This window comes from Nonomuraea sp. NPDC005650 (assembly GCF_040605375.1).
Classification (GTDB): Bacteria; Actinomycetota; Actinomycetes; order Streptosporangiales; family Streptosporangiaceae; genus Nonomuraea.
Window position 1 is genome coordinate 26308 of the sequence record NZ_JBEXCR010000030.1, and the last position, 23515, is coordinate 49822.

A 23515-nucleotide genomic window follows, 5' to 3' on the forward strand; every position below is an offset into this window, starting at 1 on the left:
CGCCCATGACGCGAGCTTGTTGCATAGATATTGTTTCTGCGAGATATTTGCAAGTAGGAGATTTCGAGGAGAGACGCCCATGGGTGACTACACCCTTCCGGACATGCCCTACGACTACGCGGCCCTGGAGCCCGCGATCACCGGGGAGATCCTGGAGCTGCACCACGCCAAGCACCACGCCGCCTACGTCAAGGGCGCCAACGACACCCTGGATCGACTGGCCGAGGCGCGTGACAAGGGCGAGTTCGGCGGCCTGGTCGGGCTGGAGAAGACGTTCGCGTTCAACCTGTCCGGGCACGTCCTGCACACGATCTTCTGGCAGAACCTGTCCCCCGACGGCGGCGACCGCCCCGACGGCGAACTGGGTGACGCGATCACCGAGCACTTCGGCTCCTTCGACGCCTTCAAGAAGCAGCTCACCACCGCCACCGCCACCGTGCAGGGTTCGGGCTGGGGCGTGCTGGCCTGGGAGCCGCTCGGCCGCCGCCTGGTGGTCGAGCAGGTCTACGACCACCACGGCAACGTCGGCATGAACACCACCCCGCTGCTCGTGTTCGACGCCTGGGAGCACGCCTACTACCTGCAGTACCGCAACGTGCGCCCGGACTACGTCGAGAAGCTCTGGGGCCTGATCAACTGGAACGACGTCATCGCCCGCTACGACGCCGCCCGCGGCGCCTGAGCCACCCCATGCCAGCGGCGCCCGCCCGGCTCCAGCTTGGTCCGCAGGGCCGGATGGGCGCCGCCCACCTCCGCCAGTCCACCGCTTCCTGACCGTCGTGGCAGACCAGGTCTTCACCCGCCCGCACGCTCACCCCGGGCCTCGCGATGGCCGCGAGATCGCCAAGCACCTGGCCTGATCACCGTGGCCGGGGCTCCGCCGGTGTGGCACCATGCGAATATCCCAGCGTGGGCACCCTAGCCGGGCGGAGCCGCCATGAAGGCCCCGGAACGGATCTACGCCGGTGCGGCGGTCGCCGCCGGCGTGGTCGTGCTGGTCGTCGTCCTGCGGTTCGGCGGCGCGATCCAGCCTGAGCTCCCGGGGCTGCCCACCGCCGGGCCGCTCACCGTGTGGGGGCTGCCGCTGGCCCGCTTCTGCTACGACCTGTGCGCGCTCGCCTGTGTCGGAACGCTCACGGCGGCCGCCCTCGCTCCGAGCGATACCGGAGAGTCCGAGTCGTGCCTGCGCGCGGCCGGCTGGTGGGCTCTCGGCTGGACCTTCGCCGCGCTGCTGAGCTATGTGCTGACCCTGTCCAACCTCATCCCCCTGCCCGTCGCTGACCTGCTCTCGGCCCCTGACCTGCTGCGGTTCGGCACGGCCCTGCCGCAGACCCAGGCCCTGCTGTGGGTCCCGCCCGTGGCGACGGTGGCGGCCATCTCCACGCGGCTACGGACGCTGCCCGCCTGGGTCCGCCCGATGATCGCCGTCTTCGGCCTGTTGCCACCCGCTTACGTGGGGCACGCCGCCTCCGCCGCTGACCACGACATCGCCGTGTCCGCGCTGATGTCGCACCTGATCTCGGTCTCCGTCTGGGTCGGCGGGCTGGCCGCGGTGCTCGTCCACTTCCGCCGCTCCGAACACCTGCCGACGGTGCTGCCCCGCTTCAGCACACTCGCCCTGTGCTGCTTCGCCGCGGTGGCCGTCTCCGGCGTGGCCGGCGCCTGGGTACGGCTCAGCACCCCGTCCGACCTCTGGCAGAGCACCTACGGCCAGCTCCTGGTGGCCAAGACCGCCGCCCTCGTGACCTTGGGCCTGTTCGGCTGGACGCACCGCCGCCGCACCGTTGCGGGCATCGCCGATCGATCCGTACGCCACACCTTCGTGCGGCTGGCGACCGGTGAGGTGACGGTGATGGCGGCGGCCGTCGGACTGGCCGTCGGGCTGTCCCGTACTCCGCCGCCCCCAGGCAGCGGCGGCGGCCACGACCACCTCGTCCTGGAGTACCCGCTCGCCCCGTTCACCCCGAGCGCGCTGGTCACCGAGGTCCGTCTGGACCCGACCGTCCTGCTGCTCCTGGCGCTGCCGGCCGTCGCCTACCTGGTCGGCGTGCGCCGGGCCGCATCGTGGCCGATCGGACGCACGCTCGCCTGGTGCGCGGGGTTTGCGCTCATGACGCTGGTGCTGCTCGCCGGCGTGGGCGGGTACGCGCGGGCGATGCTGTCGGTGCAGGTCCTGCAGCACACCGTGCTCACCGCCCTCGCCCCGCTCCTGCTCTGCCTGGGCGCCCCGCTCACCCTGGCCGCGTCCTTACGCCCGGAGCTCCCGCTCCCCGCCCGCCGCCTGACCCGCCCCGCCTTCCTCCTCGCCGCCTGTCCCCTCGCGTTCCTGCTGCTGTACGCCACGCCCTGGCTCCCGCGGTCCCTTTCCGGGTACGCCCCGCACCTGCTCACCCAGGCCCTGTTCTTCGGGCTCAGCCTGCTGATCTTCTGGGTCCTGGCAGGCGTCGACCCGCTCCTCCGCCCGATTCCCTGGGCCGTCCGCGCCCGGCTGCTGGTCGTGGTCGCCCTGACCCACCTGGCCCTGGGCGCGTTCCTGCTGCTCGGTCCGCCGGTCGCGAACGACTGGTTCTCCCTCGCGGCCCCACCCGGTGTCCCGGACCTCCTGGCCGACCAGCGCCTGGCCGGAGCCGTGGCCATGCTCCTTCCGCTGCCCGCGTTCGCCCTGCTGGCCGTCCGCATGGCCTGGCTCAGGCAGGCGGCGCCGGCCCGCGTACGGGGGAGTCCGCCCGTACGACGGTAGGCGCACCGACGATCACATGGCACTATGACCGGGTGCATGTCGGTGAGCCTTTCCTGCGCGCGACGCGTGCCGCGGTGTTCGCGGCGGTGTGCGTGCTGGTCTCGGCTGCCCTGCACGTCTTCGCCGGTGGCGGGCCGGTGCGCCCGGACCTCCTCCTCGGCGCGTCCGCGGCGGCCTGGGCGGGCGCCTACCTGCTCGGCGGCGGCCAGCGCGGCATAGGAGCGCTGCTCGCGGCGTGCTTCGCCGCCCAGTACGGCATGCACCACCTGTTCAGCGCAGGTGTGGCCGCGCCGGTTCAGCCTGGTCATGAGCATGGCACCGGCATGGGGATGTTCCTGGTGCACGCCATGACGGCGCTCATCTCGGCCTGGTGGCTGGAGCGCGGCGAATCGGCTCTGGCTGTCCTGCTCCATCTCGCCGTGACCACCGTCCGGCGCTGGTGGAGGGTCCTGTCGGTCCTGGCGGGCGGGCCGGCCGAGGCAGGCACGCGCGGCCCTCGCCCATCACGGGACGAGCACGTCCCCTTCCCGCAGTCGCGGTTCGCGGCGGCGATCTCCCGGCGTGGCCCGCCGGTGCGTTTCTCCCTCGTCTGACACCCTTTCGGGCCGCTGCCGGCCCGGTGTTCCGCCACGCCCGGTAAATGGCGCGCGCTGCGGCCGTACTTCTGCGCGGGCGTCCTCATCGACCCCTTCCTGCTCGGGCTGCGCTCCCGAACGGCCCTTGAGCGCGAAAAACCTACGGAGCCCACATGACAGTCACAAAGCTCAAAGACGATAAATCTGTTCAGCTCATCATCGGCGGGATGACGTGCGCATCCTGCGCGGCGCGGGTGGAGCGCAAGCTCAACCGGATGGACGGGGTGAGCGCCAGCGTCAACTACGCCACCGAGAAGGCGACGATCCAGGCCGAGGGCGTCTCGGCCGAGGAGTTGATCCGGGAGGTCGAACGTACGGGCTACAGCGCTGAGCCCTACACGCCGCACACCTCGGACAAGCCGGACGACACCGACGACCGGCGGGTGCGGATGCTGGGACGGCGCATGGTGGTCGCGATCGGGCTGGCCGTGGTGCTGGCGGACCTGTCCATGGGGACGGCGTTCGTACCGGCCTGGCGCTTCCCCGGATGGCAGAGGGTGCTGATCGGCCTGACCCTGCCGATGGTGACCTGGTGCGCGTGGCCCTTCCACCGCAACGCGCTGCGGGCCGCGCGGCACGGCACCACCTCCATGGACACCCTGATCTCCACCGGGGTCATCACGTCCGCCTGCTGGTCGGTGTACGTCATCCTGTTCCCGATCGACGCCGAACCGGCGGGGACGGGCCTGTGGGCGTTGTTGTCCGCGCCGAACAGCGCGCTCTATCTCGACGTCGCCGGTGGCGTGACCATGTTCGCGTTGACCGGGCGGTTCCTGGAGGCCAGGGCGCGGCGCTCCTCCGGCGCCGTGCTGCGCCGGCTGGCCGAGCTCGGGGCCAAGGACGTCAGTGTGCTGCGCGCCGACGGCAACGAGTACCGCATCGACGTGGCCGACCTGCGGGCCGGTGATCTGTTCGTGGTACGCCCGGGTGAGAGCATCGCCGCCGACGGCCGCATCGAGTCCGGGCAGAGCACGATCGACACCAGTGCCATGACCGGCGAGCCGGTGCCCGTCGAGGTCGGCGAGGGTGACATGGTGACCGGCGCGACCGTCAACCTCGGCGGGCGGCTCGTCGTACGCGCCACTCGCGTGGGCGCCGACACCCAGCTCGCCGCCCTGATCCGGCTCGTCGAACACGCCCAGGCCGACAAGGCCGCCATCCAGCGGCTCGCGGACCGGATCTGCGGCTGGTTCGTACCGGTCGTGTTCGGCCTGTCCGCGCTGACCCTGGCCGGGTGGCTGCTCGCCGGGGGTGAGCCGCACCAGGCGGTCACCGCCGCGCTGGCCGTCCTCATCATCGCCTGCCCGTGTGCGCTCGGCCTGGCCATCCCCACCGCCCTCCAGGTCGCCTCCGGCACCGGCGCCAAGCTCGGCGTGTTCATCAAGAGCCACCAGGCCATGGAGTCCGCCCGAGCCATCGACACCGTCGTCCTGGACAAGACCGGCACCCTGACCCAGGGCCGCATGAGCGTGGTGGACCTGATCACCGCGGACGGCATCGCGCCCCACGACGTGCTGCGCCACGCCGGGGCCGTGGAGGACGCCTCCGAACACGCCATCGCGGCGGCAGTCGCCGCCCACGCCCGCGCAGAGCTCGGCGATCTGCCCGATGTGCGGGACTTCGCCGCGCTGTCCGGGCTGGGCGCCCGCGGGACGGTCGAGGACCGGCGGGTCCTCATCGGCTCGGCCCGGCTGCTCGCCCAGCAGGGCGTTGCCGTTCCGCCGCCGCTGGATCAGGCGCGGGCCCGGTGGGAGGGCGAGGGGCGCACCGTCGTCCTCGTCGCGCTGGACGGACAGGCCGTGGGAGTGCTCGCGCTCGCCGACGCCATCAAGCCCTCGGCCGCCGCGGCGATCGACCGGCTGCACTCCATGGGCCTGCGAACACTGCTGCTCACCGGCGACAACGCCGTCACCGCGCGGGCAGTGGCCGCCCAGGTCGGCATCACCGAGGTCATCGCCGAAGTGCTGCCCGCCGACAAGGAGGCCACCGTCGCCCGGCTCCAGGGCGAGGGCCACCGCGTGGCCATGGTCGGCGACGGCATCAACGACGCCCCGGCCCTGGCCCGCGCCGATCTCGGCCTGGCCGTGGTCGAGGGCACCGACGTGGCCCTGGCCGCCGCCGATCTCATCCTGATCCGCGATGACCTCGACGTCGCGCCCACGGCCATCGCGCTGGCCCGTGGCACCCTGGCCACGATCAGGGGCAACCTCGTCTGGGCCTTCGGCTACAACCTCGCGGCGCTTCCGCTCGCCGCCGCCGGGCTGCTCAACCCTCTCATCGCCGGAGCCGCCATGGCGCTGTCGTCGGTGTTCGTGGTCACCAACAGCCTGCGCCTACGCCGCTTCGCCCCGGCGCCCGCGACCGCCGACCCCTTCGCCGGCTACGGGGACGACGACCTGGATGAGCCGGTCCCCGCCACAATTCACCAGGGGCCTTGAGGAAAGCCTCACCGACGCGCGACCGGACAGGGGCTCGCAGACGGCCTGGCGCGGCCTTCGGCCAGGTCGGCGAACGGCAGTGGGCAGTCGGGGCAGGTGCAGTGGGTCAGGCTCTCGCAGCCGGCGCTGATCACCTGGGTCAGCGCCGCCCGGATGGTGGCCAGGTCGGCGATCCGCGCGTCCACCTCGGCGATTTTGGCCTGGGCGCGGGCGCGTAGGTCAGGTGTCGGGTGGCCGCGCCGGCCGGTGTCGATCAGCTCCGCCACCTCCCCCAGGGTGAAGCCGAGCCGCTGGGCGGCTTTGATCACCATCAGGAGGGTCACGGTCTCGGGCGGGTAGGCGCGGTGCCCGCCCGGGCTGCGCCGCGGTTCGGCGATCAGCCCGCGGCGCTCGTAGTAGCGCAGGGTTTGGAGGTTGACCCCGGCCTGCTCGGCCACCTGCCCACTACGCAGGTACGGCCCGTCGATGTCCTGTCTCATACCGGTCACCCCGCCACAACGACCACCGGGGCCGCCCGGTCAGGGGCCGCCTGCCCGGTCAACTCTGCCGACAGCGGCGCGGGCGGAGCCCCGCGAGCGATCGATCCTCTCCTCGTGGCGCCGGCGTGCGGACGCTTCACAACGAGACCGCCGCACTCGCGCGGGCCTGCAGCGCGTCCAGCACGTCGACGTGCTCCGGCGGCACCGCCACCTCCAGCGCCAGAGTGCCGTCGGCAATGGTGAGGGTGAAGGTGAAGAACGAGCAGCAGCAGTTCTCCCGCGCCGCCAGCTCAGCAGCTCGCGCCGCGTGGTCCGGGCTGAAGCCGAGCCCCAGGCGCAGCCGGGTGCGCTCTGGCCGTACCGCCGTGTGCACTGCGTCGGCGAACAGAGCGTCGAACTCGGCCACCCGCAGCGGCCGCTCCGCGGTGGGGAGCGTGCACGCCGACGGCGCCCATCCCAGGTCAGGGGCGATGTCTTGGGTCATATGTCGACGGTAAACCTGTACCTAGGTACCGGATGCAAGCCCAGGACTTGAAAACGGCCGTCACCGTGTTTCCGCCGGTGCCGACGGCTTTTTGCAGGGCACCTCCAAAACCTTGCCCGACCTGGCCCGCTCCCTTTAGACCTTCCCGTCCTCGCCGCGTGCCGACGAATGCCAATCATTCTAAACAAGCGTCGTGACATGTCTCGCGACATGCAAAGAACACCAAAATCTTTGCTCGATGATACCTCTCTGAAGGTGTCGGATTTGACGGGTTGTTTGGGTTCATTTAGGTGAATGAGATATTCCTTGTGGGTATGTACGCTTCCGTCTGAATGCCTACTGCGACGTGGGTGTCAGATTTCGCGTCGATTTATCCATGAATGGAAACGAGAGCACGTGAATACTGAAATTCGGCATTTGCTGACGCCGCGCTACAGGCGTATCGCGAAACTACCTCTGGCCGCTGCGGCCGCCGGCCTCCTGTTCGTTCCGCTGGGCCAGGCAGCGGCGAGCGCGAGCACCACCCCCCTCCAGCCCAACTCGGCCACGGGCTGCTCGCAGCACGACCACTTCGGCGTGGTGTGCGATGTCCTCTGGTGGGGCCGCGAGGAGAAGTCCGAGAAGGACGAGAAGTTCGAACACGAGAAGAAGTTCGACCACGACGAGAAGTTCGACCGCGAGAAGAAGTTCGAGCACGACCGGTCCGAGCACGACAAGAAGTTCGAGCACGACGAGAACGAGCGCGACAAGAAGTTCGAGCACGAAGAGAACGAGCGCGAGAAGAAGTTCGACCGCGACAAGAAGTCCGATCGCTTCAAGCTCGACCACTTCAAGCTCGACCACCTCAGGTTCGACCACGACAAGAAGTTCGAGCACGACAAGAAGTTCGAGCGCGACGAGAACGAGCGCGACAAGAAGTTCGAGCACGAAGAGAACGAGCGCGACAAGAAGTTCGAGCACGACGAGGACGAGCACGAGAAGAAGTTCGAGCACGACAGGTCCGGCCACCACGGTTGGTAGCCGTAGCGCACCAGGGTGAGAAGGCCCGCCATGGGACGATTTCGGCGACGACGCCCTCCCCGGAGGCCGAGCGCATCTCTTAGCACCGGGACCGACGATTGAGCCGAAATCACTCTCAGCCACTCGAACAGGCGGATGACAAATGCCGTGACAAATTAATTTTGTTACGGCATTTGTCGCCTGACGTCAGCGGAGTTCGGAGTTCCAGAATGGGTCGTCGCGTCCGCCGGCATCGCCTCCCGCAGGCGCGGCGAGGCGGAACTCATCGGTCGAGTGGGCGCCCCACCCGTCGTGCTCCCGCGGCTCTCGATCGACAAACTTGGTAAGGTGCCCGGATTGCACGCTTGAGGAAGAGGGTCCGGGCAACGATGCAGGCATCAGAGGTCTCGCGTGCGATGGCCGCGGCCATGTCGATCGCCTCATCACTTGGCCTGGCAGCCGACGACGCGATCGTTCTTCATGACTCGAACAAGCTCACTCTGCGTCTCCTGCCTTGCGACGTCCTGGCCCGGGTGGCACCTGTGGCGCAGCAGGTCGCACAGTTCGAGGTCGAGCTTGCTCAGCGGCTCGCCGAATCCGGGTGCCCTGTGGCTGCTCTGGAGCCTCGGGTGGAGCCACGCGTCTATGAGCGTGATGGTTTCGTGGTCACGCTGTGGACGTACTACGAGCCCGTGACACCTCGAGAGGTCTCACCAGCCGACTACGCCGATGCGCTCGAACGGCTGCATGCCGGCATGCGCGAGCTCGATGTCCCGACGCCGCATTTCACGGATCGAGTCGAGCAGGCTCAACGACTCGTGGCGAGCCACGATCACACTCCGGCGCTCGCCGACGCGGACCGGGAGCTGCTCGGCGACACGTTACGAAGCCTGAGACGGGCCATCGGCGAGCGCGGCGGCGCCGAGCAGCTGCTGCACGGCGAGCCGCATCCGGGCAACGTGCTCACCACGAAGAACGGGCTGCTGTTCATAGATTTCGAGACGTGTTGCCGTGGGCCTGTCGAATTCGACCTCGCCCATGCGCCCGAAGAAGTCAGCGGGCACTATCCGGGTGTCGATCAAGACTTGCTGCGCGAGTGCCGGATCCTCATGCTGGCGGTGATCACAACGTGGCGCTGGGATCGAGACGACCAATTCCCGAACGGGCGCCGGCTGGGCACCGAGTGGCTCGGCCAGATCCGGGCGGCGCTCGATCGCGAAGGTGGCTGATCGCGGACCTTCGAGGTCCCACTGGTGTACCGGGACGGAGGGCTGCTGGTGGGAAGCCCGGCGGCCGAGGTTCTGAGCTCTGGGGGCACCGCTCATCGGTGGGGCGTGAAACCCAGGGATTCGTAGAGACGACGGGCTCGGACGTTGTGCTCTGTCACCGCGAGCGACAAGGTCGGATGGCCCTGCTCGCCCACGGCGTGCATCGAGGCTTCGATCAGTCGGCGCCCCAGCCCTTGGCCGGTGTGCGAGGGCGCGGTGAAGACGTAGGCCAGGAGCGGCTCCTCCTTCCAGAGCGTGGTCAGGTTCCCCGATAGGCGTCCCACACCAGGCGGCCGAGGGCAGGTACGTCGGCTTCTCCCGGAGGTCGGAAGTCAGGTGCCGGCACAGGTTGCGGCAGCCGCACGTCGTAGCGGAGCCGCTTGGGACCGTCGGGACGATCAGTCATACCGGCGACAGCACCTGCCCTTTCAGACCTTGCGGCTCGCTCTGGGGCCGTCCAAGCCCCACGAGATGATCTGGGTGGGCGTGATCGTGATGATCTGCCGGGCCAGCCCCGGGAGCGGTGGCTCGTGGTCCGTCAGGGCAACCGCCGAACCGCGGATCTCGATGCCGCGTGGCGTCCACGGGTCCGTTGCGGCGAGGTCGTCCACGACGAGCGAGGCGGTGCTGCCCTGCTGAACGTTCCTGAACTTCTTGGTGGCGCCCAGCGCGCCGCCGCCGATCGTGATCGTGCCGGCGGCGGCGTCCACGAAGAAGTTCACGGGGTTGTTCTGGACCTGGCCGGTCGGGGAGACGGTGGCCAGGCGGCCGAGGGGTTGGCCGGCCAGATAGTCGAGTTCGGCCTTGGTGAAGCTCATGGGGGCTAGCCTCCAATCTTGGGGCCGGCCTGGTCAAACCGGTCCCGTACCGGTTCGAGCGTGGCCCGGCACGTCATACAGCGGTGGGCGGCGAAGCACGCGAGGTGGCGGGACCTGGTGCCCAGCCGGGCGGATGAGCCGAAGTCGTCAGTCGTCGAGTGCCTGGTAGAGCGTGGTCCAGAAGTCCTGGATAAGCCGCGCAGGATCCGGGACGGACAGCCCGACCTGGGTGAGCAGGATTCCGGTGAGCTGGTTGTGCGGGTCGGCGTAGACGGCGGTGCCCGTTCCGCCGTCCCAGCCGAACTGGCCGACAGGCGCGTAGTCGCCGCGGTAGGTGCGCACCGCCATCCCGAAGCCCCAGCCGCCCTGCTGTCCTTGGCCGAACGACACGTGGACGTTGTTTCTGGCCAGGGCGGTTCGGGCGGCTTCCTGCCCGGGTGTGAGGCAGTCGGTGGTCATCAGTTCGACGGCGGGCCGGGACAGGATCCGTTCGCTCCCGTGCATCCCGTGATTCAGCAGCATCCGGAAGTAGGCGTGGTAGTCGTCGACGGTGGAGGCCACATCATTGGCGGCCGACTGGAACTCCCGAGGCCAGCTGTAACGTCCCCCCTCGGCCTCGTCCCACACGATGAACTCTCCGGTCTCCGGATCGGGGGCGTAGGCGGGCGGCAGCCGGTCGATCTTGTCGGCGGGCACGTGGAGACCGGTGTCCTTCATGCCCAGCGGGTCGAGGATGCGTTCGCGCAGGAACGTCTCGAACGGCCGGCCGGTGACCCTGGAGACGAGCACGCCCAGCACGTCGATGCTGATGTGGTACTGCCATTGCTCTCCGGGCTGGTGCATCAGCGGGAGCGTGCCGAGGCGGCGCATCCACTCGTCCGGTCCGGGCACCGGCGCTCCATGGCCAGTGAGCTCCAGCTCGAAAACCTTGCCCATGATCGGAAAGCTCATCGCCGTCAGATCCATGCCGAGCCCGAACGTGGAGGTCAGCAGGTCCCGTACGGTGATCGGCCGTCGCGCAGGCACGGTGTCGTCCAGCGGGCTGTCGGGCCGCTTCAGCACCCGCCGGTCCGCCAGTTCGGGCAGCCACTCCTGTACCGGGTCATCCAGCCGCAACCGGCACTCGTCGAGCAGGACCATCACCGGTGCGACCGTGAGCGGCTTGGACGTCGACGCCATCCGGAAGATCGTGTCCCGGCGCATCGGCGCGCCACCGTCGTGGCGCATCGTCCCGATCGCTTCTACGTGCGCCTCCCCGCCCCGGCTGAACAGGGCGACAAGCCCGGGAATCCTCCCCGACTCGACATACCGCGCCAGCACGTCGCGCAGCCTGCGCAGCCCCGCCTCGGAGAAGCCGCCCTTGCTCTGTCCCATCATGAATCTCCTCGCGTACGGCGTTCGGTCTTGCGAGACCCGGCCCGGCGCGGCCCGGTTCGCTGAACCGTTCATGGCGTCTACGATCGCCAACCGCGCTGATACCGGGCCGTCGCTGTCCTGACACCGCCGCTGACACGCGACGGGAAGTAGCCGGCCCCATGGCCCGTACGCCGCCGGGGTGCCGAACGTCCACGCGGGCCGGTGTCGCAGCCGCCGGCGGGAGGTTCCCGCGTCGGCGCGGCACCTCGCCGGGGGGACGGGTCAGAAACCGATGGTGGTCTCGAAGGTGTCGCGGGCCTGCGCGAGCTGGTACCAGCGTTCGGCGAGCGCATCGGGATCGCCCTCGCCCCCACCCGGGACGATCGCGACACCGACGCTCACGTGTCCGACGTAGACGCCGTCGGCGGCCAGATCGCCCTCGATGGTCTTCGCCCAGTGCCGCAGGCCGGCCTGGGCGATGCCGGCGTTGCCGAGCAGCGGGATCGGCAGGATCGCCGAGGCGCCGGTGGTGAACAGCAGCGCCCCGTCACCGGCCTTGCGCATCGCGGGCAGGACCGCCGCGGCGGCGGTGAGCGCGCCGCCGACGATCAGGTCGACCTGGGAGCGGGCCGACTCCGGCGTGGTCTCCAGCGCGGTGGTGAAGCCCATCGCCGCGGTGTCGGGGACCGGCCCGGCGCTGTGGTCCCAGGCGGGGGCGGGGCTGTAGGACAGGACGCCGATCCGGCCGAGATCGGCGGCGGCGGCCTCCAGCGCGGCGGTCAGCCCGGCGCTGTCGGTGACGTCGGCCGGGTACGCCCCGGCGCTGATCCCTTCGGCGGCCAGGGAGTCGGCGATCGGCTGGAGCTTGTCGCGGTTGCGGGAGATCAACGCGACCGGATGTCCGGCCGCGCCGAACCGCCGGGCGATCGCCCGGCCCAGACCCGGCCCGGCACCGACGACGGCAATGGTGGAAGACATGCAGGTACCCCACATTGGTTACGATTTGTAAGTAGCTCCACCATAAGCAGCTATTTTGACCCGTACAAAAGGCACATCAATGTTCGCAAGCCAAGATCCAGACCCGCGCATGGCGGCGACCCGGATCCCGCCACACCCCTGCGCGTCCTGGCCCGACAACGGCCACGGCATCCGCGACACCCTCGATCGGGTCGGCGGCAAATGGTCCATCCTCGTCATCGGCATCCTCGCCGCCGGGCCTTTCCGCTTCGGCGCCCTGTACGACCAGATTCCCGGCATCTCGCAGCGGATGCTCACCCTCACCCTGCGGCACCTGGAACGCGACGGACTCGTCACCCGCACCTCCTATCCCGAGATGCCGCCCCGCGTCGAATACGGGCTCACCGCCCTCGGTGAAGGCATGCGCGAGACGGCCTACGCCTTCGTTCAGTGGGCCACCGACCACAACGACGAGATCGAAGCCGCCCGCCACCACTACGACAACCGCTGAACCCCGGCGCCCGTGGAAGCGGCGGAACCCGGTGCGATCACCCCTCGGAGCAATCAAGGAGAGCCATGGAAGACGACCTGCACCCACGCGTGAGCGAGCCGGAGGTCGCGGCGTGAGGATTTCGCAACGTGCGCTGGCCGTCGCCCCGTTCTTCGCGATGGAGTTCGGCAAGCACGCCGCGACGCTGGAGTCTCGAGGGCACCACGTCATCAAGCTGAGCATCGGCGAGCCGGACTTCGGCGCGCCCCCGGCCGTCCGGGACGCGATGCGCGAGGTCATGGACGGAAGGGCGATGCCCTACACGGCGGCACTCGGGCTGCCCGAACTGAGAGACTCGATCGCGCGGTTCTACCGGAACGAGCATGGCGTCGAGGTCGACCCTTCCCGGGTCGTCGTGACCGCGGGAGCCTCGGCCGCCCTGGTGCTGGCCACCGCGGCACTCGTCAACCCGGGCGACGAGGTGCTCATCGCAGACCCGTCGTACCCCTGCAACCGGCAGATCGTCGAAAGCTTCGGCGCCCGCGTCACGCTCGTCCCCGCCACCGCCGAGACCCGCTTCCAACTGGACGCGGCATCGGTGAAGTCGAGCTGGACGGACGACACCCGCGGAGTCATGATCGCCACCCCGTCGAACCCGACCGGCACCTCGGTCCCCGCCGACGAGCTCGCGGCGATCTGCGAACTCGCGCGCGAGCGGGACGCGTGGCGCCTGGTCGACGAGATCTACCTCAACCTGAGCGACCACGATGACCAGGGCCGGCCACCGCAGAGCGTCCTGTCGTTCGATCCCGACGCCATCGTCATCAACAGCTTCTCCAAGTACTTCGGCATGACCGGCTGGAGGCTCGGGTGGTGCGTCGTTCCGGAGATCCTCGTCCCGGCGATGGAGCGCCTGGCCCAGAACTACTTCCTCTGCGCGTCCGCCCCCGCACAGCATGCCGCGCTGGCCTGTTTCACCCCGGAGTCCCTAGAGGTCTGCGAGGCACGCCGCGTCGAGTTGGCCGAGCGGCGCGCACTCGTCCTGGAGGGCCTGGCGCGGATCGGGCTGCCGGTGCCCGTCCCTCCCGACGGCGCGTTCTACGTGTACTTCGACGTCAGCCACACCGGGCTGACCTCCTGGCAGTTCTGCGAGCGAGCGCTGCACGAGGCACACGTCGCCCTCACCCCGGGCAAGGACTTCGGCTTCCACACGGCCGAGACACACGTCCGGCTCTCGTACGCGGCATCAACGGATGATCTTCGCGAAGGGATCGACCGGCTCGGGAGGTTCGTGGCCACCCTTCGATGAACCAGGCAGGCCCTGCGGGCGCGTTCGCGGCGTCGGGCGGACCGCGCGGGTAGCCATGCAGGGCCTGGGCGGGGTCAGCCGGGGCTGACGTTCGCGGCGACGAACTGCCGCGCTGTCGGCGCGCGTTCGGGGTCGGTGAGCCATTGCGCGGCAAGGCCGACGAGCAGGGCGAGGTAGTGCGATCCGGCCACCTGGACCTCGGCCGGGTCGCTGTCCGGCCCGAGGCCGGCGAACGCCCGCGCCTGCGATACTCTCGCGAGCTCCTGACCGCCGGCGATCATTCCCCGGATCTCTTCGTCCCTCCGTGCGGACGCGACAGATTCGAAGTTGACGAACCACAGCGACCGGTTGGCCTGGATCGAGTCGATGATCCGACCCCACAGAGCCTCCTGGCCGTCGGGTTCCTCGAGCACCGCGAACAGGCAACTCGCCCCACTCCGTGTTGAGGTCGCGCAGGGCCTGCGTGAGCAACTGCTCCTTGGAGCCGAAGTGGTAGTTGATCGACGCCTGGTTCGCCCCCGACGCCGCGACCAGATCTCGCACGGTGGTGTGCGCGTACTGCCACGCTTGCGCCACCCGTACTGCGCATCCGCGGTCTACGCTGCGAGTACCCAGGAGAGGCCGGGCCGGTCCACGCCCTGCGCGGCGTCGACGGCGCCGAAGGTGACGGCGAGGAACGCCGCGATCCTGGACCAGGACACGGCCGGGCGGCGAAGGGTTTTCGTGGTCATGACCACGGACGGTAGGTCCCGCCCCGATCCGCTGACGATGGGGCAGACGGCCCGGCCGGTACTACAGTCCGCTGTAGTGCGCCCCCCGGCCGCCGCGTCCAGACTGGATGCCGTGCGTGAACGATGGCGGAAGACGCGGCAAGGAAGTCGATACCTCCTCCTCGGGTTACCGACCGCGATGGCGACGATGATGGTGCCGCCGCTTCTGGCGGCCGCGGTGCTGTCGACCGGGCTGGGCGGCATCGGGCTCGTCCTGTTCCCACGGGCGATGGCCGGGCTTCGGCGGTGGGCGGAGTGGCACCGCCGTCGCGCCGCCGCGCTTTTGGGCCGGCCGGTGTCTGCCCGGCCCATGACGCCGGGCAAGGGGGTACGCGTACGGTGGCGCCAGGTGCTCGACAACCCGGAGAGCAGGCGTGACGTGCGCTGGGTGTTCCGGCACATCGTGACGGGTGTCCCGGCGGGGTTGGCGGCGTTGTTCTGCGTCGGCACGGTGGTGTTCACCGTGTTCGCGGCTCCGCTGTGGTGGTTGTTCCCGGCGGAGGTGCCGCTGCGGCTGCTGGGCGTCTTCCCGGTGACCGGGTGGGGCAGCGCGCTGGCCCTGGGACTCGCCCAGGTCGCCGGCTTCGCGGCCCTGTCGTACTGGGCGGTGCCCAGGCTCGCGGACTTCCACGCGAGCAGGTGCCTGGCTGCGCTGGAGCCCTCGGCGGAGGACCGGCTCGCCCAGCGGGTCGGCGAACTGGCCGAAAGCCGCGCGGGGGTGCTGGACGCCCATGGCGCGGAACTGCGCCGCATCGAGCGGGACCTGCACGACGGCACGCAGGCCCGGCTGGTCGCCATCGCCATGCGGCTGGGGGTGGCCAGAGAGTCGCTCCCCGACGACGCCGGCGGCCTGGCCGACCTGCTGCGGGAGGCCCACGAAGGAGCGGAGGAGGCCATGGCGGAGCTGCGCGACGTGATCCGCACCATGTATCCGCCGATCCTCGCCGACCGAGGACTCCTCGGCGCGCTGGCGGCGCTCACCGCGCGCTCGGGCGTGCCCGCCGAGACCGACATCGGCGATCTCGGCCAATTACCCGCCGCGGTCGAGGCCGCCGCCTACTTCGTCGTGGCGGAGTCGCTCACCAACGCCGCCAAGCACAGCGGCGCCACCCAGGTTCGGGTACGGATCACCCGGGCGGGCGGCAGACTGCTGGTCGAGGTCACCGACAACGGCATCGGCGGCGTCGACGAGGACCGGGGCACCGGCATCACGGGCATTCGCCACCGGGTCGCCGCGCTCGACGGCACCATGATCGTCACCAGCCCGGCAGGCGGCCCGACCGCCATATCGGTGGAGCTGCCGTGCGAGTCGTGATCGCCGAGGACAACGTCCTGCTCTCAGCAGGTCTCGAACTCCTCCTGAACACCAAGAACATCGAGGTCGCCGCCATCGTCACCGACCATCCCGGCCTGGTCGAAGCGGTGGACCGGCACCGGCCGGACGCGCTGATCGTCGATGTCCGCCTCCCTCCGTCCTTCCGCGACGAGGGCATCCGGGCCGCGCTGGAGATCCGGCGCACGCATCCCGGCCTGCCGGTGCTCGTGTTGTCGCAGTACGTCGAGAAGGTCTACGCGCGAGAGCTGCTCTCCGACGGCCACGGGGGTGTCGGCTACCTCCTCAAGGACCGGGTGAGCCGGGTCAGCGAGTTCGTCGACGGCCTGCGCCGGGTGGCCGGAGGCGGCACCGTCATGGACCCCGAGGTCATCGCCCAGCTCCTGGCCGGCAGCGGTACGAGCGCCATGGACGCGCTCACCAAGCGGGAACGGGAGGTGCTCACCCTCATGGCCCAGGGCCTCGGCAACAACGACATCGGCAAGCGGCTGTTCATCACCGACAACGCCGTTCACAAGCACATCGGCAACATCTTCACCAAGCTCGGCCTCCCGCCCGCCGAAGGCGGCCACCGCCGGGTGCTCGCCGTGCTCGCGTACCTGGACTGCGTCTGAAACCGCCCACCCCTATCCGTCGCAAGGCCACCCCGGAGGGTGGCCTTGCTGTCAAGATCGCCGGGGATCAGACTCGCTCGTAGGCCTGGGTGGGCCTGGAGGGTTCGCCGAGTTGCCGGACGGCGAGTTGCGCGGCGGCGATTCCGACCTCGGCCAGCAGTCCGGGCGCCGCGGACTGGTCTGTGGCCACTGTGAGGGTGCCGCCGCGGCTGATGGCCGGACGGTCGTGCCAGGTGGTCCCGGGCAGGTCGACGGCTCCGGTGCAGTGCGTGCGAAGGGCGCTGCGCTGCCACTGCACCGCGGCGGGCCAGCCGGGCCAGCACTGGTCGAGAAGACGGTGTACGCGGCGTTCGGCGTCGGCTTTCCGCTCGTCCGGGGCGCATGCGGCGGAGATCTGGAGGAGTTCGTGCCCGGCCGGGGCCAGGGTGGGGTCGGCGAGGCTGTAGCGGGCGGCGTAGATCCGGTCGTCGAGGTCCAGTACCCGGAACCAGTCGGGGCTGTCCTCAGCCCGCAGGCCCATGTCGACGGATACCGTGCGGGCGCTGGGCCAGGTGAGCGAGCTGTCGCCGGTCAGCTGGCGCGCTGAGGCCAGGCTGGTGGCCAGGATCGTCGGCCCCTCGGGCAGGGCGAGCACCCGGGTCTGGGTACGTATCCGCGCGCCGAGGCCGACGGCCCGTTCGGCGAGAAGATCGACCAGGGTGGACCACCCACCGACCACGTACCGGACGCCGCCGGCGAGCGCGCGGCGAAGGCGCTGGTGGGCGAACGCGGCCGAGAGCCGCCCGGGGTCGTGGTCGAAGGTGAAGATGAAGACCACCGCGATGATCGCCTCGGCCGTCTTGGCGTCGACGTGCCGCAGGAGCCAGGCGCGCAACGACTCCTCAGCCGGCGCCTCGGCGGGCAGCGCGGCGATGGCCTGGCTGAGCTCGGCCGGCCACGGGCCGAGCCGTCCTCCGGCCCGGACGAGTCCGGGCAGGCGCGGCGCCTCCACGATGGGCGGGGTCAGATCCCGGCGCTCCAGCCACTCCCACCATGAACCGTCCACGTAGATCGCGTGGGTCCCAAGGTTGGCCCGGAAGGGCTCCGCCAGCGTGCGTGCCCGCCCGCCTGGCGAAGAGTGTGCCTCGGCGACGGTCACCCGCCAGCCACGTTCGGCCGCCTCGATGGCGGCGGTGAGCCCGGTCAGCCCGGCGCCGACGATCTGCAGGTCTGGTTTCACAAGACAGGCCTCTCTGTGTGGTGTCCTCCTGAAGAAGGTGTCGGGGAACCCGTGGAAGGTTCCTGCTAATCTTCCCGGCGTGGACCCCGAGATCGTCGCCGCTGCTCAGCAGGGGGACGCGCTCGCGCTGGACCGGCTTCTGGACGAGCTGGCGCCGTACGTGCGCCGATTGTGCGTACGCATCGCTCCGGCCGCGGCCGACGACGCGACGCAGGAGGCGCTGCTGGCGATCTTCCAGGGCCTGCCTTCGCTGCGCGCCCCCGAGGCGATCATCACCTGGGTACGATCGGTCACCGTCCGGACGGCGACCCGGCTGGCCCACCGGCATGACGTGGAGGTCCCCGCGGAGGAAACGCTCACGGGCCACCCCGCCTCCTCCCCGGAAGGGCTGGTGGACATCGACGACGCGCTGGCGCGGCTGCCGGTCTCCCAGCGCGTCGTGCTGGTCCTGCGTACCCGGGAAGGCCTCAGCGAACAAGAGATCGCCACCACGTTGGGGATCCCGACAGGAACCGTGAAATCCCGGCTGCATCGAGCCAGGGCCGCGTTCCGGGAGGTGTGGGAATCGTGAACGAGCCCGCGGCACGCCCCGACATCGACCCGATCGACCGCCTGGCCATACTCGCGGCCGCCCTGCCCGGCGCCGTCGTCGGGCAGCGCCGTATCGCCGCCCCGTTCGACGCCGTGTGGCAGGTCATCGCGGACCTGGAGAACTCCACCCCCCGCTACGAACCCGGTGTGGCCCAGGTGCGGGTCATCGAGCGGCGCGGCGAGTTTCTGAGCCTGCTGGTGCGGGACACCGCCGGCCGCGAGGACACGATGGACGCCAGGCTCCGGCCGGGCTGGTGCCTGATGCAGTCCGCCACCATCGTCATCGCCTTCGCCGCCCGCCGCCTGGACGGCGAGACCCTGCTGGCGCATCTGGAACACCGCCGCGGGCCGGCCCCGGAGTCCGGCCCGAGCGGGTCGCGGTCCCGCCGTGCCGCCCTCGCGAAAATCGACCAGGAACTCCACACCATCGAAAAGCTCGCCACCCGCGACGAGCACTGAGGGGGCTAGGACGCCTGGCGGCGTGCTCGTTCCTCGGCGGCGTCGAGTGCGGGTGCGAGTGGTGCGAGCGCGCCGCGGAGCAGGTCCGGTAGCGAACCGGACAGCACGACGAGCCCACCGGCCGTGGCGGACGCGGCGGTCGTTTGCAGCCACTGTTCGAGCGCGACGCGAACGGCGGCGGCCACGCTCGCCGCGAGCACACGGGCGGTGTGCGGATCGGCGTCGCCCAGGCGTTCGGCGATCGCGTCGGTGAGGGGATGTTCGATCGCGCCGGTGGTTTCGACGAATGCGTCGCGCAGCATGGGACGGGTGGTGATCAGCAGTAGCGCGTCCCGGCCGGGTTCGCCCGGGGCGGTGTACTGATCCACGATCGCCTCGATGACGGCGTCGGCGAGGCCGACGCCGGCGGGCCGGCCGGCCACCGCCGCCGCGACCCGCGCCTCCCGTTCGCCGGTGACGGCGGCGACGATCGCCTGCTCCCGGCTGGAGAAGTAGTTGTTGTACGTCCTCGGTGAGACGCCGGCGGCCTCGGCGATGTCGTCGACGCGCACGTTGTCCGGTCCACGCTCAAGAGCCAGCCGCAGTGCCGCCGTACGCAATGCCTCTCGGGTGGCCTGCTTCTTCTGCTCGCGCAACCCCGCCCGTCGTGTCGTCACCGTCTCAGCATGCCAGCTTGGGTGCGCGCACGCAAACTTGCGCGCACGCAGTTTTTGTAATTAGCCTGGCGTCCTCACCCCGTAGGAAGGACCAGAGCAATGAGGGCCAAGGGCATCAGCTACGACACCGGCTTCGTGCGCGACGGAGACGTCTCCCGCAAGCGCTTCGACCCGGACGTGGTCAGGCGCGAGCTGAGCATCATCCGGGACGACCTGCACTGCACCGCGGTCCGCGTCATCGGCGGTGATCCCGAGCGGTTGGAGCTGGCTGCGACGTACGCCGCCGACCTCGGGCTGGAGGTCTGGTTCTCGCCCTACCCACTGGAGCTGACCGTCGAGGAGACGCTGTCGCTGTTCACCGACTGCGCCGAGCGGGCGGAGCGGCTCCGGGAGCGGGGCGCCGAGGTCGTGTTCGTCGCCGGCGCCGAGCTGAGCCTGATGAACAAGGGATTCCTGCCGGGCGACACCCAGGAGGCCCGGCTCGAACTGCTGCTGAACCAGCGGGATCGCCTGGCCGAGCGGGTCGGCGAGCTCAGCGCACGGGTGAACGACTTCCTCGGGCACGCCGTGGCGCTCATTCGCGAGCGGTTCGGCGGCAGGATCACCTACGCCTCCATACCGCTCGAGCGCGTCGACTGGACGCCCTTCGACCTCCTGGGCGTGGATCTCTACCGGTCGGCCGAGGTCGCCGACCAGTTCGCCGAGGGCCTGCGCACCCTCGTCGCGCAGGGAAAACCCGTCGCGATCACCGAGTTCGGCACCGCCGCCTACCGCGACGCGGGCGACAGGGGCGGCCGCGTTCTGGAGGTCGTCGAGTTCGGCGAGGACACCGGCGCGCCGCTCCGGTTGAACGGCGAGTACGTCCGCGACGAGCCCGGCCAGGCCACGTACCTGCGCGAGCTGCTGGAGAGCTACGACGCCGCGGGTGTCGACAGCGCCTTCGTCTTCCTCTTCGCGCTCGACAACTTTCCGCACCGCCCCGACGGCGATCCCCGCGACGACCTCGACCTGGCCAGCCCCGGCATCGTCAAAGTCCTCGACGACCGCCTCGGGGACACCTACCCCGACCTGCCCTGGGAACCCAAGGCCGCCTTCACCGCCCTCGCCGAGTACTACCGCGGCTGACCACAACCCGCGGCGCGCGAACAAAGGAGTACACGTGATCACAGATGTCGTCATCGCCGGCGGCGGTCCGAACGGGCTGATGCTGGCCGGCGAACTGAGCCTGGCAGGGGTCCGGCCGGTCGTGCTGGAGCGGCTGCCGCAGCCGAGCGAGGAACCGAAGGCGAACGGACTGCTCGGCCAGGTCGTGAGAATGCTCGACCGCCGGGGACTGTACGAACGTCTCAGCGACAGCCCAGAACCACCGCGGCCCAACTCCGCGTACTTCATGTTCGGCGCGATGGGCCTGGACCTGAGCCTGCTGGCGGACAGCCCCGTCTATGCCCTGCCGGCGTCGCAGCGCCGCGTCGAGCAGGTCCTGCAGGAGCGGGCCATCGAGCTGGGTGTGGAAATCCGGCGGGGACACGAGGTCATCGGCCTGTCGCAGGACGACGACGCGGTCACCGTCGCCGTCGAGGGTCCGGACGGGGCGTACGACCTCCGGGCCCGATACCTTGTCGGCGCGGATGGCGCCCACAGCACCACGCGCAAGCTCTCCGGCATCGCATTTCCCGGCATCACCTACGACCGGATGACCGTGCGCTCGGCGCACGCGACGGTCCCGGCGGGCTGGGTCGACTCCGCGACCGGTGCCCTGAACGTCCCCGGCCACGGCGCCGTCCTGCCGTTCCTGCCCCACCGCACCGAGCACGGAGGGTTCTCGTACGCGCCGATGCCCGGCCACCCGCCCCTGGTCAGCACCACAGAATGGGACCAGCCCGCGACCGACGCCCCGATGAGCCTCGACGAGTTGCGGGCGAGCATCCGCCGCGTGCTCGGCGTCGACGTGCCACTCGGTCCGCCCGACGGCGAAGGCCCGCACGCGCTGCGCCGGCTGACCGGCGGCAACACCCGGGTCGCCGAACGGTTCGCCGACGGCCGGGTGTTCCTGATCGGCGACGCCGCCCACGTGTACGCCGCCACGGGGGGCGGTCCGGGGCTCAACCTCGGCCTGCAGGACGCGATCAACCTCGGCTGGAAACTCGCCGCCGAGCTCCGCGGAAGCGCCCCGCCCGGACTGCTGAACAGTTACGAGACGGAGCGGCGATCGGCCGCCCACCGCATGGTGCTGAACGCGCAGGCGCAGTCGGCCCTGATCGCCCCCGGCAGCGACGTCACCGGGCTGCGCGAACTGTTCACCGAACTGCTCCGCGACCCGAACACCGTGCGGCGCCTGGCCGAACTCACCGCGGGCGCCGACGTCCGCTACGACCTGGGCGAACCCGAGGCACACCCGCTGACCGGCCGCTTCGCCCCGGACCTGGAACTGCACACCCCGGCCGGGCCGGTCCGGCTGGCCGAACTGACCAGAACCGCACGCCCCCTGCTGCTCGACCTGACCGAACAAGCATCGCTGGCGGAGACACTCGCCCTGCGGCCCGGCCAGGTCGACATCGTCACCGCGCGCCCCCGGACCGCCGGGCCCACCGCCCTGCTCCTTCGACCGGACTGCTACGTGGCCTGGGCCTCCGCATCACCCCGACCAGATCCCACGGAAATCGGCACACTCCGGGCAGCCCTGCAGCGCTGGTTCGGTGTCACCCACTCCGCCCGCAGCTGAAAGTAGGGATTACCCCCACCCCAACAGGCAGGCAGGCGTGACTGATCTTGAATGATCCTCCCGAGACATTGGAGACATGACGAAATTGCTCGCCGCCGCGGTCGCCGGCCTCCTGGTCCTCGCCCCCGTCGCCCCCGCTTTCGCCGCCATGACGCCCTCACCGCAGTCCCGCCTTGACCTGCTCACCGCCGAGGACGGCATGGCGGGCGCGTTGAGCCAGGTACAGAGCCCGGACGGCGCGAGCGTGACCTGGCGCTCCGGCACCGCGGAGCGGGGCACCGGGCAGGCCATGATCGGCCCCCAGGGCCGGTTCAGGATCGCCAGCGGGAGCAAGCCGATCATCGCCGCCACCGTGCTGCGGCTGGTCGATCAGAAGAAGATCGACCTGGACGCCAGGGTAGAGCGTTACCTGCCCGGGGTGCTGCGCGGCACCGGCGACGGCGCCGAGATCGACGGTCGGAGGATCACCGTCCGGATGCTGCTGCAGCAGACCAGCGGCCTGCCCGATTTCTACAACGCGATCGAGTGGAAGGAGCCCTTCCCGGACTTCTTGCAGGTGGCGCTGACGCTCAAGCCCACGCCCCGAGGCTCCTTCGCCTACGCCAACACCAACTACCTGGTCCTCGGCATGATCGTGACCGAGGTGACCGGCAAGGACTTCCGCCAGGCGAGCCGGGAGCTGATCCTCAAGCCGTACGGGATGCGGGACACGTACTGGCCGGCCAAGGGCGACTACGGCCTCCGCGGCCCGCACGCCCACACCTACGGGGTCCACCCCGGTCGTCCGCAGGACGGCGAGGTGGACCTGACCGACCAGCTGCCCACCTACGAGTTCGGTCCCAGCGGCGGCCTGGTCTCCACTCCCGAAGACCTCAACCGGTTCTGGAGCAAGGCCCCGCTGAGCACGATGATGACCCGGCCGGTGAAGGTCGAGCAGGAAGGCTGGCCCGCGGGCGCCCTCTACGGCTACGGCGTGGCCCGGATGAAGTCGAGCTGCGGCTACGCCTACTTCGCCGCCGGCGACATGCCGGGGGCCGCGGTGTTCAGCGGCCGGGACCGGGCCGGGCGCGCCGCCACCGTCTACGTCACCGGCGTGCCCCGCAATCGGCAGCACCTGATCGACGCCTTCGCCGCCACCCTGTGCGACCGCTGAGTCCGCGCGGACCGCTCCGTCTGGT

At 70.3% G+C, this 23515-nt stretch carries 25 protein-coding genes and 1 pseudogene; 15 read left to right on the top strand and 11 right to left on the bottom strand.

Features of this window, described 5'->3' with window-relative positions; genetic code table 11:
• The first annotated feature begins 79 nt into the window (after positions 1-79).
• From ABZS69_RS41705 to ABZS69_RS41720, 4 genes are all read left to right on the top strand, one after another.
• Positions 80-682, top strand: coding sequence for a superoxide dismutase (locus ABZS69_RS41705; RefSeq protein WP_355382122.1), 603 nt, complete (start codon positions 80-82; stop codon positions 680-682).
• 255 nt (positions 683-937) lie between these two features.
• Positions 938-2740, top strand: a complete 1803-nt coding sequence (locus tag ABZS69_RS41710; protein WP_355382125.1) for a cytochrome c oxidase assembly protein — start codon at positions 938-940, stop codon at positions 2738-2740.
• 32 nt (positions 2741-2772) lie between these two features.
• On the top strand, positions 2773-3333 hold the full coding sequence (locus ABZS69_RS41715; protein ID WP_355382127.1) for a hypothetical protein: 561 nt from the start codon (positions 2773-2775) through the stop codon (positions 3331-3333).
• 155 nt (positions 3334-3488) lie between these two features.
• The gene (locus tag ABZS69_RS41720) at positions 3489-5813 is read left to right on the top strand and encodes a heavy metal translocating P-type ATPase (RefSeq protein WP_355382130.1); all 2325 of its coding nucleotides are present in this window, start codon (positions 3489-3491) and stop codon (positions 5811-5813) included.
• An 8-nt stretch (positions 5814-5821) separates the two neighbouring features.
• Here ABZS69_RS41720 and ABZS69_RS41725 read toward each other — a convergent pair whose 3' ends face one another.
• Positions 5822-6292, bottom strand: a complete 471-nt coding sequence (locus ABZS69_RS41725; protein ID WP_355382133.1) for a MerR family transcriptional regulator — start codon at positions 6290-6292, stop codon at positions 5822-5824.
• A 136-nt stretch (positions 6293-6428) separates the two neighbouring features.
• Positions 6429-6776, bottom strand: coding sequence for a hypothetical protein (locus ABZS69_RS41730; protein ID WP_355382136.1), 348 nt, complete (start codon positions 6774-6776; stop codon positions 6429-6431).
• A 396-nt stretch (positions 6777-7172) separates the two neighbouring features.
• Here ABZS69_RS41730 and ABZS69_RS41735 point away from each other — a divergent pair, with 396 nt between their 5' ends.
• Both ABZS69_RS41735 and ABZS69_RS41740 read left to right on the top strand, forming a co-directional pair.
• The gene (locus ABZS69_RS41735; RefSeq protein ID WP_355382139.1) at positions 7173-7796 is read left to right on the top strand and encodes a hypothetical protein; all 624 of its coding nucleotides are present in this window, start codon (positions 7173-7175) and stop codon (positions 7794-7796) included.
• 395 nt (positions 7797-8191) lie between these two features.
• Positions 8192-9004: an aminoglycoside phosphotransferase family protein gene (locus tag ABZS69_RS41740; RefSeq protein WP_355382142.1), complete on the top strand. Its 813-nt coding sequence runs from the start codon at positions 8192-8194 to the stop codon at positions 9002-9004.
• Positions 9005-9096: 92 nt separating this feature from the next.
• On the opposite strand, the gene ABZS69_RS41745 is transcribed toward ABZS69_RS41740, so the two are convergent.
• From ABZS69_RS41745 to ABZS69_RS41760, 4 genes are all read right to left on the bottom strand, one after another.
• Positions 9097-9327, bottom strand: coding sequence for a GNAT family N-acetyltransferase (locus ABZS69_RS41745; RefSeq protein WP_355382145.1), 231 nt, complete (start codon positions 9325-9327; stop codon positions 9097-9099).
• A gap of 144 nt (positions 9328-9471) precedes the next feature.
• Complete coding sequence (locus ABZS69_RS41750) at positions 9472-9861, bottom strand: PPOX class F420-dependent oxidoreductase (protein WP_355382148.1); 390 nt, start codon at positions 9859-9861, stop codon at positions 9472-9474.
• Between the two features lie 147 nt (positions 9862-10008).
• Entirely contained in the window at positions 10009-11238 is a 1230-nt protein-coding gene (locus ABZS69_RS41755) for a serine hydrolase domain-containing protein (RefSeq protein WP_355382151.1), read from the bottom strand.
• A 261-nt stretch (positions 11239-11499) separates the two neighbouring features.
• Positions 11500-12195 (bottom strand): SDR family oxidoreductase, encoded by a 696-nt coding sequence (locus ABZS69_RS41760; protein ID WP_355382154.1) that lies wholly within the window; start codon positions 12193-12195, stop codon positions 11500-11502.
• 109 nt (positions 12196-12304) lie between these two features.
• Between ABZS69_RS41760 and ABZS69_RS41765 the strand changes: the two genes are divergently transcribed.
• Together ABZS69_RS41765 and ABZS69_RS41770 are read left to right on the top strand one after the other, a co-directional pair.
• Positions 12305-12685, top strand: a complete 381-nt coding sequence (locus ABZS69_RS41765) for a helix-turn-helix domain-containing protein (RefSeq protein ID WP_355382157.1) — start codon at positions 12305-12307, stop codon at positions 12683-12685.
• A gap of 112 nt (positions 12686-12797) precedes the next feature.
• Positions 12798-13973, top strand: coding sequence for a pyridoxal phosphate-dependent aminotransferase (locus ABZS69_RS41770; protein WP_355382160.1), 1176 nt, complete (start codon positions 12798-12800; stop codon positions 13971-13973).
• A 74-nt stretch (positions 13974-14047) separates the two neighbouring features.
• Here ABZS69_RS41770 and ABZS69_RS41775 read toward each other — a convergent pair whose 3' ends face one another.
• The 3 genes and pseudogenes from ABZS69_RS41775 to ABZS69_RS41785 all read right to left on the bottom strand — a co-directional run bounded on the left by ABZS69_RS41775 (position 14048) and on the right by ABZS69_RS41785 (position 14704).
• A complete protein-coding gene (locus ABZS69_RS41775) occupies positions 14048-14386 on the bottom strand; it encodes a hypothetical protein (RefSeq protein WP_355382503.1) in 339 nt (112 codons plus the stop codon).
• A gap of 94 nt (positions 14387-14480) precedes the next feature.
• Positions 14481-14549 (bottom strand): annotated as a pseudogene (locus ABZS69_RS41780) (hypothetical protein); the annotation flags it as partial.
• Positions 14550-14569: 20 nt separating this feature from the next.
• A complete protein-coding gene (locus ABZS69_RS41785) occupies positions 14570-14704 on the bottom strand; it encodes a hypothetical protein (protein ID WP_355382163.1) in 135 nt (44 codons plus the stop codon).
• A 112-nt stretch (positions 14705-14816) separates the two neighbouring features.
• On the opposite strand from ABZS69_RS41785, the gene ABZS69_RS41790 reads away from it, so the two are divergent.
• Positions 14817-16058, top strand: coding sequence for a sensor histidine kinase (locus ABZS69_RS41790; RefSeq protein WP_355382166.1), 1242 nt, complete (start codon positions 14817-14819; stop codon positions 16056-16058).
• The gene (locus ABZS69_RS41795; RefSeq protein WP_355382169.1) at positions 16046-16690 is read left to right on the top strand and encodes a response regulator transcription factor; all 645 of its coding nucleotides are present in this window, start codon (positions 16046-16048) and stop codon (positions 16688-16690) included. The genes ABZS69_RS41790 and ABZS69_RS41795 overlap by 13 nt, the downstream gene beginning before the upstream one ends.
• A gap of 67 nt (positions 16691-16757) precedes the next feature.
• Here ABZS69_RS41795 and ABZS69_RS41800 read toward each other — a convergent pair whose 3' ends face one another.
• Positions 16758-17909 (bottom strand): FAD-dependent oxidoreductase, encoded by a 1152-nt coding sequence (locus ABZS69_RS41800; protein WP_355382172.1) that lies wholly within the window; start codon positions 17907-17909, stop codon positions 16758-16760.
• A 79-nt stretch (positions 17910-17988) separates the two neighbouring features.
• On the opposite strand from ABZS69_RS41800, the gene ABZS69_RS41805 reads away from it, so the two are divergent.
• A complete protein-coding gene (locus ABZS69_RS41805) occupies positions 17989-18480 on the top strand; it encodes an RNA polymerase sigma factor (RefSeq protein ID WP_355382175.1) in 492 nt (163 codons plus the stop codon).
• Positions 18477-18959: a hypothetical protein gene (locus ABZS69_RS41810; protein ID WP_355382178.1), complete on the top strand. Its 483-nt coding sequence runs from the start codon at positions 18477-18479 to the stop codon at positions 18957-18959. Before ABZS69_RS41805 ends, ABZS69_RS41810 begins: the two co-directional genes overlap by 4 nt.
• A gap of 5 nt (positions 18960-18964) precedes the next feature.
• On the opposite strand, the gene ABZS69_RS41815 is transcribed toward ABZS69_RS41810, so the two are convergent.
• On the bottom strand, positions 18965-19615 hold the full coding sequence (locus ABZS69_RS41815) for a helix-turn-helix domain-containing protein (protein WP_355382181.1): 651 nt from the start codon (positions 19613-19615) through the stop codon (positions 18965-18967).
• A 99-nt stretch (positions 19616-19714) separates the two neighbouring features.
• Between ABZS69_RS41815 and ABZS69_RS41820 the strand changes: the two genes are divergently transcribed.
• The 3 genes from ABZS69_RS41820 (at position 19715) to ABZS69_RS41830 (ending at position 23490) form a co-directional block, all read left to right on the top strand.
• A complete protein-coding gene (locus tag ABZS69_RS41820) occupies positions 19715-20740 on the top strand; it encodes a hypothetical protein (RefSeq protein ID WP_355382184.1) in 1026 nt (341 codons plus the stop codon).
• Between the two features lie 34 nt (positions 20741-20774).
• Positions 20775-22337: an FAD-dependent oxidoreductase gene (locus tag ABZS69_RS41825; RefSeq protein WP_355382187.1), complete on the top strand. Its 1563-nt coding sequence runs from the start codon at positions 20775-20777 to the stop codon at positions 22335-22337.
• Between the two features lie 76 nt (positions 22338-22413).
• A complete protein-coding gene (locus ABZS69_RS41830) occupies positions 22414-23490 on the top strand; it encodes a serine hydrolase domain-containing protein (protein ID WP_355382190.1) in 1077 nt (358 codons plus the stop codon).
• Positions 23491-23515 lie beyond the last annotated feature (25 nt).

Coding starts and splice junctions, on each gene's coding strand:
- ABZS69_RS41705 (WP_355382122.1), top strand. CDS start 80: ATGGGTGACTACACCCTTCCGGACATGCCCTACGACTACGCGGCCCTG.
- ABZS69_RS41710 (WP_355382125.1), top strand. CDS start 938: ATGAAGGCCCCGGAACGGATCTACGCCGGTGCGGCGGTCGCCGCCGGC.
- ABZS69_RS41720 (WP_355382130.1), top strand. CDS start 3,489: ATGACAGTCACAAAGCTCAAAGACGATAAATCTGTTCAGCTCATCATC.
- ABZS69_RS41725 (WP_355382133.1), bottom strand. CDS start 6,292: ATGAGACAGGACATCGACGGGCCGTACCTGCGTAGTGGGCAGGTGGCC.
- ABZS69_RS41730 (WP_355382136.1), bottom strand. CDS start 6,776: ATGACCCAAGACATCGCCCCTGACCTGGGATGGGCGCCGTCGGCGTGC.
- ABZS69_RS41740 (WP_355382142.1), top strand. CDS start 8,192: ATGGCCGCGGCCATGTCGATCGCCTCATCACTTGGCCTGGCAGCCGAC.
- ABZS69_RS41750 (WP_355382148.1), bottom strand. CDS start 9,861: ATGAGCTTCACCAAGGCCGAACTCGACTATCTGGCCGGCCAACCCCTC.
- ABZS69_RS41755 (WP_355382151.1), bottom strand. CDS start 11,238: ATGATGGGACAGAGCAAGGGCGGCTTCTCCGAGGCGGGGCTGCGCAGG.
- ABZS69_RS41760 (WP_355382154.1), bottom strand. CDS start 12,195: ATGTCTTCCACCATTGCCGTCGTCGGTGCCGGGCCGGGTCTGGGCCGG.
- ABZS69_RS41765 (WP_355382157.1), top strand. CDS start 12,305: ATGGCGGCGACCCGGATCCCGCCACACCCCTGCGCGTCCTGGCCCGAC.
- ABZS69_RS41785 (WP_355382163.1), bottom strand. CDS start 14,704: ATGACCACGAAAACCCTTCGCCGCCCGGCCGTGTCCTGGTCCAGGATC.
- ABZS69_RS41820 (WP_355382184.1), top strand. CDS start 19,715: ATGAGGGCCAAGGGCATCAGCTACGACACCGGCTTCGTGCGCGACGGA.
- ABZS69_RS41830 (WP_355382190.1), top strand. CDS start 22,414: ATGACGAAATTGCTCGCCGCCGCGGTCGCCGGCCTCCTGGTCCTCGCC.